The organism is Mesorhizobium sp. WSM4983 (assembly GCF_029625765.1).
Classification (GTDB): domain Bacteria; phylum Pseudomonadota; class Alphaproteobacteria; order Rhizobiales; family Rhizobiaceae; genus Mesorhizobium.
On record NZ_JARTVM010000011.1, the window covers coordinates 48,677 to 63,054 of the forward strand.

At 60.6% G+C, this 14,378-nt stretch carries 8 protein-coding genes and 7 pseudogenes; 4 read left to right on the forward strand and 11 right to left on the reverse strand.

The window, feature by feature from the left end; translation table 11 throughout:
* Positions 1 to 85 precede the first annotated feature (85 nt).
* Complete coding sequence (locus tag P9254_RS24075; protein WP_206617005.1) at positions 86 to 1,852, forward strand: CocE/NonD family hydrolase; 1,767 nt, start codon at positions 86 to 88, stop codon at positions 1,850 to 1,852.
* A gap of 88 nt (positions 1,853 to 1,940) precedes the next feature.
* Positions 1,941 to 2,305 (forward strand): annotated as a pseudogene (locus P9254_RS24080) (IS110 family transposase); the annotation flags it as partial.
* On the opposite strand, the pseudogene P9254_RS24085 reads toward P9254_RS24080, so the two are convergent.
* The 7 genes and pseudogenes from P9254_RS24085 to P9254_RS24115 all read right to left on the reverse strand — a co-directional run.
* Positions 2,293 to 2,515 (reverse strand): annotated as a pseudogene (locus P9254_RS24085) (transposase domain-containing protein); the annotation flags it as partial. The pseudogenes P9254_RS24080 and P9254_RS24085 overlap by 13 nt on opposite strands.
* Positions 2,516 to 2,543: 28 nt before the next feature.
* Positions 2,544 to 4,607 (reverse strand): recombinase family protein, encoded by a 2,064-nt coding sequence (locus tag P9254_RS24090; protein ID WP_063169338.1) that lies wholly within the window; start codon positions 4,605 to 4,607, stop codon positions 2,544 to 2,546.
* Positions 4,594 to 4,896: a hypothetical protein gene (locus P9254_RS24095; protein ID WP_063169337.1), complete on the reverse strand. Its 303-nt coding sequence runs from the start codon at positions 4,894 to 4,896 to the stop codon at positions 4,594 to 4,596. Before P9254_RS24095 ends, P9254_RS24090 begins: the two co-directional genes overlap by 14 nt.
* A gap of 49 nt (positions 4,897 to 4,945) precedes the next feature.
* Positions 4,946 to 6,263: pseudogene (gene tnpC / locus P9254_RS24100) on the reverse strand (IS66 family transposase); the annotation flags it as partial.
* Positions 6,264 to 6,332: 69 nt separating this feature from the next.
* A pseudogene (gene tnpB, locus P9254_RS24105) lies at positions 6,333 to 6,685 on the reverse strand (IS66 family insertion sequence element accessory protein TnpB).
* Complete coding sequence (gene tnpA, locus P9254_RS24110; protein ID WP_199489649.1) at positions 6,682 to 7,062, reverse strand: IS66-like element accessory protein TnpA; 381 nt, start codon at positions 7,060 to 7,062, stop codon at positions 6,682 to 6,684. The pseudogene tnpB and the gene tnpA overlap by 4 nt, the downstream one beginning before the upstream one ends.
* A 419-nt stretch (positions 7,063 to 7,481) precedes the next feature.
* Positions 7,482 to 8,590 (reverse strand): annotated as a pseudogene (locus P9254_RS24115) (IS110 family transposase).
* A 107-nt stretch (positions 8,591 to 8,697) separates the two neighbouring features.
* Here P9254_RS24115 and P9254_RS29135 point away from each other — a divergent pair.
* A pseudogene (locus P9254_RS29135) lies at positions 8,698 to 9,132 on the forward strand (transposase); the annotation flags it as partial.
* A 51-nt stretch (positions 9,133 to 9,183) separates the two neighbouring features.
* On the opposite strand, the pseudogene P9254_RS24125 reads toward P9254_RS29135, so the two are convergent.
* The 3 genes and pseudogenes from P9254_RS24125 to P9254_RS24135 all read right to left on the reverse strand — a co-directional run.
* Positions 9,184 to 9,464, reverse strand: a pseudogene (locus tag P9254_RS24125) (integrase core domain-containing protein); the annotation flags it as partial.
* A 188-nt stretch (positions 9,465 to 9,652) separates the two neighbouring features.
* A complete protein-coding gene (locus tag P9254_RS24130) occupies positions 9,653 to 10,660 on the reverse strand; it encodes a D-alanine--D-alanine ligase family protein (RefSeq protein WP_063169333.1) in 1,008 nt (335 codons plus the stop codon).
* 771 nt (positions 10,661 to 11,431) lie between these two features.
* The gene (locus P9254_RS24135) at positions 11,432 to 11,761 is read right to left on the reverse strand and encodes an ATP-binding protein (RefSeq protein WP_272482847.1); all 330 of its coding nucleotides are present in this window, start codon (positions 11,759 to 11,761) and stop codon (positions 11,432 to 11,434) included.
* 2 nt (positions 11,762 to 11,763) lie between these two features.
* On the opposite strand from P9254_RS24135, the gene P9254_RS24140 reads away from it, so the two are divergent.
* A complete protein-coding gene (locus P9254_RS24140) occupies positions 11,764 to 12,069 on the forward strand; it encodes a hypothetical protein (RefSeq protein ID WP_164548505.1) in 306 nt (101 codons plus the stop codon).
* 808 nt (positions 12,070 to 12,877) lie between these two features.
* On the opposite strand, the gene P9254_RS24145 is transcribed toward P9254_RS24140, so the two are convergent.
* Positions 12,878 to 14,311, reverse strand: a complete 1,434-nt coding sequence (locus P9254_RS24145) for an amidase (RefSeq protein WP_063169332.1) — start codon at positions 14,309 to 14,311, stop codon at positions 12,878 to 12,880.
* Between the last annotated feature and the right edge of the window lie 67 nt (positions 14,312 to 14,378).

Consider the following 14,378-nt stretch of genomic DNA (forward strand, 5'->3'; position numbering starts at 1 on the left):
CTCTGAAGTGTGTAATGAACTAGGCCCGATTAAACCGCCAACGCCGCGATACGAAGTGGTTTTGCAGACCGGCTTGCGCGTTCCAATGCGGGACGGCGTTGAGCTCGCCACGGACCTGTATCGGCCTATTGGTTACACTGGGGAACTCGGGTCAATCCTTATCCGAACTCCATACGGTAAGACGCCCTATCGCTGTCCGGTTGAGCCTCGCCACAAAGTGGCAAGAATGTTTGCTGGACAAGGGTTCGCTGTACTTGTGCAGGAGCGTCGTGGCGTCTTCGATTCCGGCGGCGTATACGCTAGGGAACATATAGGGGACGACGGTTATGACACGCTGTCCTGGATTTCGCAGCAGCCATGGTCGAATGGACGCGTGGGCACATATGGGTGCTCGGCGCTTGGTATCGCGCAGGTTTTGCTGGCGCAGTTGTGCCATCCAGCCCACCGATGCGCAATTGCGCAGGGATCGGGCGGCGCGAACGGCTCTGCCGGAGGGCGATATCGCAACGGGGATCTCCGTCTCGGCGGTGCGGTGGAGGTTGCCGCGTTTGTCCCCTGGTTCCACCAAACCGCAGCGAAGGACCGGTCCCGAGTGCAACCGAAAAGCGATGAGGAGTATCAGCGGGCTTTCGCGTCGCTGCCGCTCGTCAACATGCTTAAGAGCCTTGGGGGACCGCCGACTGACTGGGAGGACTGGGTCTCGCGTGACCCAGGCGATCCCTGGGGGGATCGGAATGGGATGCTTAGCGAGGACTCGACCATCGACGTCCCAGCCCTGTTCGTGAACTCGTGGTACGACGTGGGGGCTGCCGACGCGCTTCACCAGCAGCGCGTTTTTAGTGCTCGCGGATTGAGCCCGGCGGCACGCGATCACCAACATATCATTCTGTCGCCAGCCACGCATTGTGGCACCGAGAGTCTCAAAGCCCCGACGGTTATCGGCGAGCGCGAGCTGGGCGACGCGCGCCTGGATTGCTGGCAGATCTACCTGGACTGGTTCGACTGCTGGCTGAACGACAAGCCCGACCGGATCGAGGGAATGCCCCGCGTCCAGTACTACGTGATGGGTCGCAACGAGTGGCGTGCCGCGTCAGAATGGCCCCCTCTTGGTGTGGAACTGCAGCACTGGTTCCTCCGCAGCGGCGGGAATGCCGCGACCCGTCTAGGCGACGGGACTCTTGATGTAGAGCCTCCGAGTGCCGACGAGCCGGCTGACACGTTTACCTACGACCCTGGGGATCCGGCGCCGTTCTTGGGGATGGACGGCGGGAAGTCAAGTGGAACTACTATAGGACCCCGCGATTACCAGGACGTCCAGCTTCGTCCAGACGTCCTCTGCTTCACTTCACCGCCCCTCACAGAGGGCATGGAGGTTACCGGATTTGTCCGGGCGGTCCTCTTCGTCTCTTCTTCGGCCCCGGACACGGACTTCGTGGCCAGACTGTTGGACGTACATCCCGATGGCCGTGCGATTGACGTGGTGGACGGGATACTGCGCGTCCGCTATCGCGAGGGCTTTGATCGGGCTGTTTTCATGGAACCGAGCGTTATATGCAAAATCGAGATTGATCTCGACGCCACAAGTAATTGGTTTCCGGCCGGCCATCAAATTCGCCTGGAAATCACTAGTTCGGCCTTCCCGCGGTTCGACCGCAACCTGAATACGGGAGGTAACAACTGGGACGAAACTGAATGGGTAGTGGCTCGGAACACGATTCATCACTGCGAGCAGTTCCCCTCCCACGTACTGCTTCCTGTGATGACAGCGATGGGGTCCCATGCCGGCAAGGCGAATTTGAACAGCATCGCTAGGTGTTTAGATTGTGGTATTCGGCTTTGCCCCCCGCCTTGAACGGGTTGTTTTGAAGTGCTGCGCTTCGAGATGATGACAAAACGTGGTCTGTGTGAACAGCCACAAGCATCAGGAAAGGAAGCGCAGCATGAAAAATTATGCCGGACTGGACGTCTCCGTGAAAGAGACCACCGTTTGCATCGTGAGAAGGGCGCCGAATTTGCCGAGAGATGAAGGTTGCTAGTCATCCGGACGATCTTGCTGACGCATTGAAGAACCCCGCATGGAATCTCGCCCGGATCAGGCTTGAAGCCGGCCCCTTATCCCAATGGTTGGTCTGGCGGCAGCCGGACTACGTGACCTGTATCGAGCCCCGTCATTCCAAGGCGTTCTCAAGGCACAGGTCAACAAGACCGACCGCAACCATGCTCGCGGCATCGCGCAGATATGCGGGTTAACCTGTTCCGGCCCGTGCATGTCAAGAGTAAGCGGTATTCTCGGGCCACGGCCTTGAGCTCGAGCTTGTTGATGTAGACCCAAGGCAGGAGATCGTCGATCTGGCTGTTGGGGTGGCCGTTGACGATCCTGGTGAGGACATCGGCGAGATAAGCCGAGCGGTTCGACACCATTGAGCTTGCAGGTTTCGATCAGCGAGGCGATGACTGCCCAGTGTTCGGCGCCGCCGTCAGAGCCTGCGAAGAGCGCGTTCTTGCGGTTGAGCGCGAAGACTGATTCATTATGCACCCCCTCTTCAAATGGCGGGAAACAGCGATTTCTGATTATCGTCGTTGATGATACGCGGAGATTTGCGCGCCAAATCGGCCTTGATCCGTTCATCTTCAAGGTCGCTGGCGCGGATCTGGTAGGGCGCGCCGCGCATGACCTGCTCGGCTGGTAATATGCCGTCCCTGACGAACCGGCGGATTTTGACGTGCGACACGCCAAGCTTCGCGGCCGCGTCCGACATGGTAAGCCACTCGCCGTTCTTGTCGGAAGACCGATAGCCGCTGATCTTGTGCACCGTGCGCAGGGATTGGACGCGTCGCGCCGTCCAGGTCTTTCCCTGACCCGTCTTCATGCCCATGCGGTTGAGTGTGGCGGCGATTTCGGCATCCGACCATCGCGTTGCCATGGATCGCATGACCGCCAGAGCCTCCTCAGGCGTACTCTGGCCATGCTCTCCGGATTTGGACTTGCGAACCCTTACCTGGGAATGCTGGCCCCCATGCCAATGGATGGTCAGGATCACATCGCGCGCGTCGTCATCGACGTCCGCCACAATGTCCTTGATGAGCGCGCGCAGCAGTTGCTGACGGAACCGCATATCGACACCCGGCGCATTCCAGGCGGCTTCGAGATCCTGGGCGAGGCCGGTGAAGTCAGGGATCGCGTCGACAGGCTCCATACGCTGGACTTCACTGAGCCGGGCCTCGCAGGTCTCCACGCGCCTGAGCCTAGCTTCCCAGTTCCTCTCGAGCTGGGCCGCTATAAGCCGGTTCTCCGGGTCGCAGGCGGCGTAGCGGCGCTCGGCGAGCGATGCCTCATAGCGTGCCTGCTGCAGGTCCATCTCGATCATCTGCCGCCGCCTGGCTTCGCTCTCCAGCTGCATCTGTTCAGCCTCCAACGCCGCCTCGATCGCCATCGGCGCAACCGCCTCCAAGGCTTCGCGGGCCACCGCCGCATCGGTGCGAAAGCCGTTGAACGACATGCATCGCGCCTGCGCCATCATGGTGTTCTCGCAACGATAGACCGGGTAACCTTGGCCACGTCCGGCATACGTGACAACCAGTCTTCGCCCGCATCGACCACAGGAGAGAAGACCCGGGAGCAACGCGCGACCGCCGCGGCCCGACTTGACGCCGCCGGCTTTGCCATAGGCGTTGGCGGCGAGAAGTTCCTGGTTCCGTTCGTACTCGCTCCATCCGATATAGCCTTCGTGATGCTCCTTGAGCACCACCGCCCAATCGCTGGCCGGCTTGTAATGACCATAGCTCTTGCGGACGCGGCCATCCACGATCTCGGTGCGCTTCTCGCTCTTACCATAGACATAAGCGCCGGCGTAGAACGGGTTCTTCAGGACGGAGATCACGTTGCGGTAGCGGACCGGAACCCAGGCGAAGGACACCATCTTCTTGCCGTCGGAGGGTCTGGGGAAATGCACGCCATCGTCGATCATCGAGATCAGGACCTGGCGGGCACTGCCGAGTTCGCGGAAACGCGCGAATATCAGGCGAATGGTCTCCTGCAGGCGTATATCGGGATCGAACCCGAGACCGTAATCCCGGTGCCAGACGTAGCCGAAGGGCACAGAGATGCGCAGTTCGCCGCGCTGTGCCTTGGCGCGGTCAGCTTCGTACATGCGAGCACGCAGCACCCCGAGTTCGAACTCGCTTATGCTCCCCTTCATGCCGAGCAGCAGGCGATCGTTCGGCAGTCCCGGATCGTAGACTCCGTCCAGATCGATCACCCGTGCATCGACTTCGCCGCACAACTCGAGCAGCCGATGCCAGTCCGGTCCGTTGCGAGACAGGCGGGACGCCTCCAGGCAAAGCACAGCGCCCACATGACCGGTGCACAGATCGTCGACCAGGCGTTCGAAACCGGGACGTTCCACAGCTCCACTTGCGGTGCGTCCCAAGTCCTCGTCGATCACCTCAACCTTGCGGAATCCCCAGCGCCGCGCGACGTCGACCAGCTCATATTGCCGACGCTGGCTCTCAAGATTGAGCTGCACTTGCGCCTGCGTGGACTGACGTACATAGACAACGGCCTTGCGCTTGAGGATGGTGGCCGGAATCAGATTACGGCTCGTCATCGCGGCTCTCCTCCGTCACGATACCGGCGGCGGCCATCAGCACATTGGCGAGCCGGGCGATCACGATCGTTCGTTGCGCTGCGCTCAGCCCGACTAGCTTGTGCGAGTCGAGCGCATGCTGAGCTGGCGAACGATCACGAGAGATCGTGTCGGTGGCGGCAAGGTTCTCATTTTGAGTCTCCCCGATGATGAAACCATCCGGAGAGCCTCGCCGGAAACGGCGCTGGATCAAGAGCTTGTTCAGTTCAAGCAGTGCAGCAAGCGACGCGCGCGGGGAGCCCAGATCCATTGCTGCGCACGGGACTTCGACCTCCTGCCCAACATGGGCAGAATGACCCCGAGATTGCGATCGGACGGATCGAGCGTTCGACGGTGTTGCTGTCGATCTCGATGCGGCCGTCGTCAAGGAAGTGCGAGAGGCCTTCCCAGCGTGAGAGCGTGTAGCGGATTGCCTCTGCGAGCTTGGTCTTCTGACTGATCAGGCCGAGCTTCTCACGCAGCCAGGGTTCGAGATCGGCGACGATGGCGCGGCTTTTGTCCTGACGCATCGCGCGGCGCTCGTTGGCCGATCGGCCACGGATGTCATCCTCGATCTTGTAGAGTTCGGCGATCCGTCTCAGCGCGTCACTGGCGATCGGCGCGGGACCGGCTGCTGCCAGTTCATAAAAGCGCCGACGGACATGCGCCCAGCAGAAGGCGAGCGTGACGCCGCTTTTGTCGGCCAGCACGCGATAGCCGCCATAGCCGTCGACCTGCAAGATTCCGGTGAAGCCTGCGAGATGAGCGATCGGACGCTCGGCCTTTCGGTCCGGCGCATAGACATAGGCGACGCCCGGCGGGTCGCTCCCCTCCCATCGTCGGTCATCGCGGGCATAGGCCCAGAGTTGACCTGTCTTAGTCTTGCCGCGGCCGGGATCGAGCACCGGCGCGGTCGTCTCGTCGGCGAAGAGTTTTGCCGAGGACTTCAGCTTGCCAAGCAGCCGCTCATGCACCGGACGCAGGTGCCAGGCGGCGCGGCCGACCCAGTCGGCGAGCGTAGAGCGATCGAGATTGATACCCTGCCGGGCGTAGATTTGCGCCTGACGATAGAGCGGAAGGTGATCGGCATATTTTGAGACCAGCACCTGGGCGACCGTTGCCTCGGTCGGAAGACCACCCTCGATCAGCCGGGCCGGCGCCGGAAGCCTGAACCACGACGTCCTCGCAGGCGCGGCAGGCATATTTGGGCCGGCGCACGACGATTACACGCAGCTGCGCCGGAACGATGTCGAGCCGCTCGCTCACGTCCTCGCCGATCCGATGCAAGCCATTGCGGCAGCATGGGCAGGCATGGTCCTCGATGTCGACGACCATCTCCACGCGCGGCAGATGGGGTGGCAGCGCGCCCCGGTTGGCCCGGCGCCTCGTGGCCTTTGCTTGCCGCTCGGCGGGAGCAGATTGCTCCTTCTCTTCCTCACCGGCGGCCTCGATCTGCTCCGCCTCTTCGAGCCCCAGCAGCAATTGATCCTCGGGGAGCGTCTCGGCACGCCGGCCGAAGCGGTGACGCTGCAATTCCTTGATGATCTGAATCAGACGGGCATTCTCGACGTCGTGCGCCAGGACCATCGCCTTCAGCGCGTCCGGATCGTCGGGAAGCTGGTCAGCCGTCATCGCCATGAACGGATCAGACCATATTCGCCGACAGCCCGCGACAGCGGAATCTAGGCTGATTCACTTCGTCGCGGGTCAGCCCGCCTGGGCTGGCACGCGGGTCCGGCGCGCCTCATGGACTCGCCGCCAGTCGAGACCTTCGAGTAGCGCCGAGAGCTGCGCGGCCGTCAGCCGCATCATGCCGTCATGCACTTTCGGCCAGCGGAACTCCCCATCCTCCAAACGCTTAGCAGGCAAACCCCGGTGCCATCCCAGAAGATCAGCTTGATCCGGTCAGTCCGCTTCGCCCGGAAGACGTAGACGGCCCCGCTGAACGGATCGGCCCCCATTGTCTCTCGCACCAGCGCCGCCAATCCCTCCGCACCCTTGCGGAAGTCGACGGGCTTCGTCGCCACCATGACCTTGACCGCACCCGTCGGCCCGATCACGACGTCGCCTTCAGCGCGCGGATCACTGCGGCCACCGTCTTGGTATCGGCGCCCCGGCCGACGCGCATCGCGATGCCGTCGATCTCAAGCTCGATCATGCCGGCATCTCGGGTGGCTTGCCGTTTCCGCTGCTTCGGTGAACGGCTGGCTGCAGGTTCCGCCGCCGCCACAACCGCCGGCACAAAGGCAGGAGAATCTTGCTGCACCGAAGCGGCCTGTTTGCGCGCTTCGCGGCGCCAGGCGAAGACCTGCTGCGGCCTGAGACCATAACGGCGGGCGACCTCGGAAATGATCGCATTCGGCTCCAGCGTCTCTGCGATGATCCGCGCCTTGTCATCCACCGACCAGTGACGCCGACCGCCGGCACCGTTGATCACCTCGAAACGCCGAAGCTGCCGCTCCGGGTCAAGCGTAAGGTCAAGTCCAGACACAAGCCGATCTCCGATCCCAATACAGGATCGGCAACCTCACAGATCGCGACCACTCCCGAAAGGTGGTCCGGAAACACCGCTCTGATGTCCGCTGTCAAGGTTTGGAACGCATGAGGTCGCCCGATCCGAGGAACGGCTGCTCATTCTGATGATCGCGCATGGGTGGGGAGGCGGAACTGAAGGACGTCGGTGATCAAGCTCTGATGCGCGGGTTGGCTACCGCATTCCCGATTGTGCGTCCGGGGCTGTTCCTATCTTACTGCGGGCGTCGGTCGATTTGCCGGCCACAAAGCGTCTGACGGGCATTCCCCTGCCGTGGTCCCGCCTCCGCCCATGCGCGATATGTGCGCCATCGCGGCGAGCGATCAGGTGACGCGCGCCTCCCTTGCGACTGCCCACATAAAGCCGACCAGTTCACGGGCGATCGCGGTGCAGACGACCGTTGTCCGTTTGCCCCGAGCGCTCAGCATGCGGTAGCGGGCTGTCAGGCGGGACTGCGCCTTCCAGGCGATCTCACGCACCTTCGGTGACGCCTGCTCCAACCGGTATAGCTTCGCCTTCCCGACCTTGGGCGGATGTCGATAGGTCCAGGCGCTCTCGACCAACATGTGGCGAACCCGACCGTTGCCTGCCTTTGTGATGCCGCCGCGCCGGACTGTCTCCCCGGTTGAGCGCTCGCCGGGGACCCGACCGAGATATCCCATGAGCTGGCGTGGGCTTTCGAACCGGCTGGCGTCGCCGACTTCGGTGACGAACGTCACGGCGACAATTAGGTCTACCCCACGCAATGTCTGAAGCGCCCACACGATCGGTGCCAGCGACCAGGCCGGGACGAACTCTTCGATCACACGCTCCAGCCGCTCGACCCGCTCTTTCGAGACGCGCACCGCCTCGACCATCTCCTGGAGTGCGATCTGATGCGCGGGATGATCGAACCTTGTTCCTGAAGCCAGCGTAGATAGCGCATCGTCCAGCTCTTCTTTCGCGGATAGCTACGGCCGTGCTTGAGCATGAATGCGCTCACCTGCTGGCGATGGACCCGCAGCGTCTCGACCGCGCCCGCCCGCGCGCGAACAAGATCCCGTATGGACTCGTGCCCTTCATCGGGAACCCACACCGCGGTCAGCTCGCCGGCGCGCAATAGTCGGGCAAGGGAAATGGCGTCTCGACGGTTCGTCTTCACCCGATCGCCGGGCTTCCTTGGTATCAATGATGGTGCAACCACGGTGCACTCGTGCCCGAGCGACCGGATCAGGCGATAAAGGCCGTACCCGGTCGGCCCAGCCTCATAGCAGAAATGCACGTAATCAAAGCGGCTGGCGATCCGGCCTATGACCCGCCGCATGCTGGTCGCCGACGCGTCGACCTCACCGAAGAACCGAACCTCTCCTTCCCGGCCTGCCTCCGCAATCGCAATAGCGTTCTTAAGCTTCGCAACATCGATTCCGACAAATGCTTCTCTATAATCCGCCACGGCTCGTCCTCCTGTGGTGAGGATCGGCTCGGCCCGTCCGAGCAACCCTCGGACGCGCAGTGTAGGGCGAGCCACCTCATCGGCAGAGGCGGACATACGGTCTTACTGTCAAGACGCTGACGACCCAGAATCGCCGGGCGCTGCTGACGGCCCTCAAGTCGCTTCAGGAAAAGGCCATCGCCATCGAGAACGACATCCGTGGCCTGTTTCGTAACTTCGGTCTCAAAGTTGGCATTGTCGACGGCCGGCAAATTCGCGGATCGCATCCGGGACCCTTCCGGTGACATTCCGGAACTCGAGACATCATGGAGACGTTGCTCACCGCCCGTCGGAAACTTTGCGAGCAGTTCACGGTGCTACACGAAAGACTGTTGTCGATCGTGAGGGGTGACACGGTTTGCAGGCGGTTGATGACCGTGCTGGGCGTCGGCCCTATCGTTGCACTGGGTTTCAACGCCACGGTCGATATTCCTGCCCCCTTCAGGAATTCGAAGGACGTGGGGCCGTATCTCGGTTTGACGCCGCGGTTACATCAATCAGGCTAGGATAATCGCGTCGGCAGGTCAGCCTAGGAAGCTTGAATGGGATTGACTTCAACACGCCGAATAGACAAGTCCAGGCATTTGGTGGAGCGGATTGAGAGTGAAGCGCTCGGGCTGGGAAGCCCATGCCTTGCAGATGAACTCGTAGGGTGAGACCTTTGAGGGCCTTCAGCCTGCGGCCGAAATTTGTAGGCCGCAACAAAGTCGGCAAGATGCCGACGCAGTTGGTCATGATCGTCGTAGTGGAAACGCTTGCCCGTCGCGTCCTTGATGGTGCGGTTCATTCGCTCGACCTAGCCGGTGGTCCAAGTATGCTTTGGCTTCGTGGTTCGAAGCACAGCGCGACGATGCGGCCCCCGAACGTGCTTGCGGGCTTCCTGGCGCCGCGACGAGCGCTTGCAGGCGCTGACGGTCGCTGGCCAAAACGGTGAAGGGGGATGCTATTGCGCATGCATCTAACTCGCACGCCAAACCGCAAAACGGAATCCCGAAATCGGACTCTTTTGATCCGATCAATCCACTATGAGACGCCGATTCCGAAATAGCGGGTGTGGGCGACATTGAGGATGCGATTGATCAAGCTTACGAAGCTGTGTCCGCCGGCCGTTGCAGCTGTGCCATAACTGGAGTGTATACCAAGGGCCGGCACCGAGTTCATCTCTAGGACAAACGGTTGGCCTGAGCGATCGATCCGGAAATCGACGCGGGCATAGTCCCGGCAGTGGCAGGCACGGAAGGTCGCAACCGAAATATCCCGTAACATCGTCTCAAGCCCGCTCTCGATTTTCGCCGGGCAAATCTTGGGCACCGCTGCGGCCGCCACGTACTTCGCATCCCAATTCATAACACGCGTTTCGCGGTCACCGAAGTCCTGCTCCACTAGAGGCAAAACTTCGGGCTCCCCGTTTCCGAGCAACGCAACGCAGATTTCCCGCCCCTCGATGTATTCCTCCACTAGCGCATCCTGAGCATGCTGCGTGACGATCACTTCGACGGCCTGCCGCAACTTAGAGTGTTCATGTATGATCTGCAATCCGAAGCTGCAGTCCTCCTCCCGCGGCTTCACTACCACTGGGAATCTCAGGTCGCCGGTGTTCTCGGTGCCGCGACGCATCACGCGAAAGTTCGGAGTCGGCACGCCCTGATCGCGGATGAGCATTTTGGTAATGACTTTGTCTCCCGTCAGCCCAATCCCGAAGGGGCTACATCCAGTGTATGGAACACCGGCCATCTCAAGCATGGCAGGAACATGAGTGTAACGCTTTTCGCCCTGAATTCCCTCCGCCAAGTTGAAGACCATTCCCGAGGGGCGACCTTGCGGATCAGGTGGCATGAACCGCTCGAGACTGGCGAGCAGTCCTTTATCGCCTTCACACACTACCGTCTCGTGGCCGCCCTCTTGAAGTGCCGCCACCACATCTTCCAACGTGCCGCTATGCGGCCAAGGCTGCGGCGGCTGCGGACAAGGCTGACCGAACCGGTTAATCACACCGTTGAAATCACTGTTCGTTACGATGGCTACTCGCATGAGCTATCTCCTTTGACGTTTGTCTGCTGTCACGAAACCAATGAAAACTGGATGGAGGCCAACCGCTATATCAACATTGACGACCTGCACGAGTACAAGAGGCTCGAAGCACCATGGCTGACCCTTTTCACAACCCCCTCCACAAACATAGGTCCACCACCCGGTTCCCTCTCCGGTTCCCGACCCTTTCCGCTGGCGGTGCTCTTTTTGCCCAAGTAGCTCGAAAGACGGCGAGTTGGGTTGCGGTACCATCAATAAAGCCTTATGCAGGGTTTATGCCAAAACAGATGATAACCGGCGGATGAGAGCGCTCCGACGCGAAATGATCGCTTCAAAAACCGTGCCAACCTCGCAAAATGCACGTCGGCCAGTGCTTTGAGTTTGATATCAAACTTACGGTCATATCAGGTACTAAACTGGCCCGCACAACCACTATGTCGCAGGCGCGACAAAATCCGACAGAGATCGTATCCCAGGGGACGAGCGGCGACCCATCCGCAGTCTTTTGACGCTCGCCGGTCCCTTACATCGAGCCCTGGCGTCCAGAATTGAAGTTGGGCGAAGGCGATCCGCATAATCGTATGCCCGGCCTGGCCGGCTTCAACGTGCGAGCGCTGCAGCAGTTTCAACAATGATGGCGAGTCGGCATAAATCTTCTTGAGAGGCTGGCGCTTAATCCCGGAACAAACGCGGCAATCAGCACTTCGCCTTGCTCATTTCGATGACGGCCATAGTGTTATTGCGCGCTTCAAAAGCTGGACAGCGATTCCGCTAATTCCCGGACAGCGTTTTCACAAAAGTCCGACAGTTCGTCGAGGTTGGTCCTCGGCAGCCTGGTTGCTGTAGGGCTGATTGATTTCGGTGTTCTCGGAGTCGGTCAAGAGGGCCGAGGCTTTTTTCTTCGGATGCTCTCGCCCTGAAGGGCGATGCGGTGTGCATTGTGCACGAGCGGTCGTGTATAGCGTCGGCGACCGTGCTGTCGTTAATAAGGTCGTGCCAGCTTGCCACGGGGACCTGGGCGGTGATCAGGGTGGATTTTCTCTGATAGCGCTCCTCGACGATTTTCGAAGAGGTGGAAGCGCTGCTGATCGGAGAGAGCATGGTTGCCGAAGTCGTCGTGGATGAGCCAAGTGGACACGGGTGAGCTTGTCGATGAGGCGGGGAAAGGAACCATCGATGCGTCGCTCTCGAACAGGATAACAGTGCGGCTTCGGAAAAGTCCGGACAGGCTTTCCGGTAATCTCAATGATGAGATCCGCGCCCGCCGTTCCAAAAAAAGGTTCGGCACGAAGCCCGCATTTTTTGCACTGGGCTTACGGCGTGCTGATCCACTGTTTCGTCATTACTATTCCCGAGCCTTGCAACCGAGCCGGAAGCGTCAGGCGAATGCAGGATTCCTGCGCTCGTAGAGCGTCCCAGCTTGGTCAGCACAACCTGACGATACGCGCCATCTTGGCGGCAAAGGCATTTGACGCAGCTGAATTGTCACGATCAGACGGCAGTTGGATCCTCATTGGATGGCCAGTGTTGCAAAAATCACAGGCTGGAGATCGGACTTGCGCCCTGGTGAATTTCCGCCACCGCATCGGGGTCGGTCTTCAACCCGGCAACTTCGACTTCCCAATTATAATAGAGACCGCGGCCGGGGCTTTGGCGGAGAGGGTCAGTCCTGGCGATGCCTCTCTCGAGCCGGCCTACATTGCAGCTGCCAGGCGGTTGGTTGAGCGCGGAGCCGTCGCGATAACCAGGGACTGCGGCTTCAGTATCTGGTGCCAGGCTGCACTGGCCACGTCTGTCAAACTTCCCGTGGCCATGTCGAGCCTGCTACTGGCGCCCACGCTCCTCCGGCAGCTTCCGGCCGGCGCAAAGCTCGCCGTCTGGCCGCAGACTCAAGACACTGCGGCGAAGAGCTGCTGGGCATGGATTCATCCGCAGGGGCAAGAGTAGCCATCGGCGGCATCGAAGGTAATACGCGGCCGGCTAGTGTTACCGAAATGGAGTCCCCGGGTTGCAGTCTGTGTCGCGACTTCGCGCCGCACATCCCAAGATTGACGCACTCCTATTTGAATGTACATTGTCCCCGATGGTGACGTCAGCAATCCGTCGTAGGACAGGACTGCCCATCTATGACGCCGCGCCCCTTTATCGAATGACATTCGCGTCCGTGGCTTGACCGCTTGGAGGCCGTCAGGTGCTTGAGCGCGGCAGTCTCAAGTTTTAAGGGGTGGCAGCGTGGAATCTGCTCCTCGCGAAAGAAGGAAGCCCCAGGCGACTTTCGATCGTATATGCCGCGGCTAGGACGGAGGTGTCGGAATAGCGCGCGCCGACCAGTTGTAGCCCGACGGGCAGCCCTTGATCATCCAGGCCCGATGGAATCGATGCTGCTGGTTGCTGGGTCAAGTTGAAAGGGTAGGTGAAGGGCGTCCAGTCCACCCACCCCTTGTAACTATCATCCGGCACATTTCGCCCGACGGGGAACGGCGCGATAGGCATCGTCGGTGTGACCAAGAGATCGTAATTTTCGTGGAACTTCGCCATCAGAGCGGAGAGCTCGAACCGCATCGCCTCAGCTTCCTGAAATTCGGTAAGGGTGATCTTCAGCCCGCGTTCGGCACCTTCCAGAAAGCCAGGATCTAGTAATTGTCTTTGCTGTTTGTTCATTCGTGACACAATACGGGCGGCGCCAGCGAACCAGAATGTAGAAAACACCTCCACCGGATCCGCAAATCCCGGATTGACTTCGGCCACCTCGGCCCCAAGAGCTCGAAGCTGGTCGATCGCATTATCGGTAACGTTTTGGATATCTCGCGCCACCTTGACATAGCCGAGGTTCCGACTGTAGCCGATCCGCAGGCCCCTGATGGTGGTCTTTGCTGGATCGGGGTCGAGACCTAGGTACGCCGGACCCGCATAGCCATCGCGAGCGTCCTTTCGTGCAATCACATTCATCATCAGGATCGCATCCGCAACGGTGCGGGTCACCGGCCCCAAATGAGACAGCGTTGTCATGGCGCTAGCTGGCCATTGCGGAACGATGCCGAAGGTTGGCTTGAAGCCGAAGGTCCCCGTGAAGCTCGCCGGTATCCGGATTGATCCCCCGCCGTCGCTACCCTGATGAAGAAAGCCAAGGTTGAGCGCAGCCGCAACTGCCGCCCCTCCCGACGACCCGCCTGGTGTCAGGTCAGGATTCCAGGGATTGCGGGTGATCCCGTAGACCGGGCTGTCTGTTACCCCTTTCCAGCCAAATTCTGGAGTGGTTGTCTTGCCCAGGATAACGCCACCGGTCTCACGGATACGGGCTGGAACAGGGGCGTCTTCAGTCCAGGGTCCCTCGGTGCTGCCGGACAATGAGCCACGTCTTGTCGGCCAGCCTCGTGTCAAGGTGAGGTCTTTGATGGTGGCCGGAATGCCATCTAGTACTCCGGCTGGTTCCCCCTTCATCCATCGACCCTCCGAGGCCCGGGCAGCAGACCTGGCCCCTTCGTGGTCGACGAGGCAAAATGCGTTCAGCGCCGGGTTGTTGGCGTCGATGCGGCTGAGACAGTCATCGACGACTTCAACAGGCGAGAGCTGCCGCCTTCGGTAGAGTTCCAGGCATTCGCACGCCGACAGACCCTCAAGAGATGTTGGCACGGATGAACGAGTTTTCATTTTACGAGGTCCGCTACATTCAAGCCTGGCATAAGACGGCAGTTATTCATTCGTTCTGCGGCCCTTG

Excerpts from the sequence above, each read along its gene's own strand:
- P9254_RS24145 (WP_063169332.1), bottom strand. The coding sequence starts at position 14,311 with ATGAAAACTCGTTCATCCGTGCCAACATCTCTTGAGGGTCTGTCGGCG.
- P9254_RS24130 (WP_063169333.1), bottom strand. The coding sequence starts at position 10,660 with ATGCGAGTAGCCATCGTAACGAACAGTGATTTCAACGGTGTGATTAAC.
- P9254_RS24075 (WP_206617005.1), top strand. The coding sequence starts at position 86 with ATGCGGGACGGCGTTGAGCTCGCCACGGACCTGTATCGGCCTATTGGT.
- P9254_RS24090 (WP_063169338.1), bottom strand. The coding sequence starts at position 4,607 with ATGACGAGCCGTAATCTGATTCCGGCCACCATCCTCAAGCGCAAGGCC.
- P9254_RS24095 (WP_063169337.1), bottom strand. The coding sequence starts at position 4,896 with ATGGATCTGGGCTCCCCGCGCGCGTCGCTTGCTGCACTGCTTGAACTG.
- P9254_RS24135 (WP_272482847.1), bottom strand. The coding sequence starts at position 11,761 with ATGCTCTCTCCGATCAGCAGCGCTTCCACCTCTTCGAAAATCGTCGAG.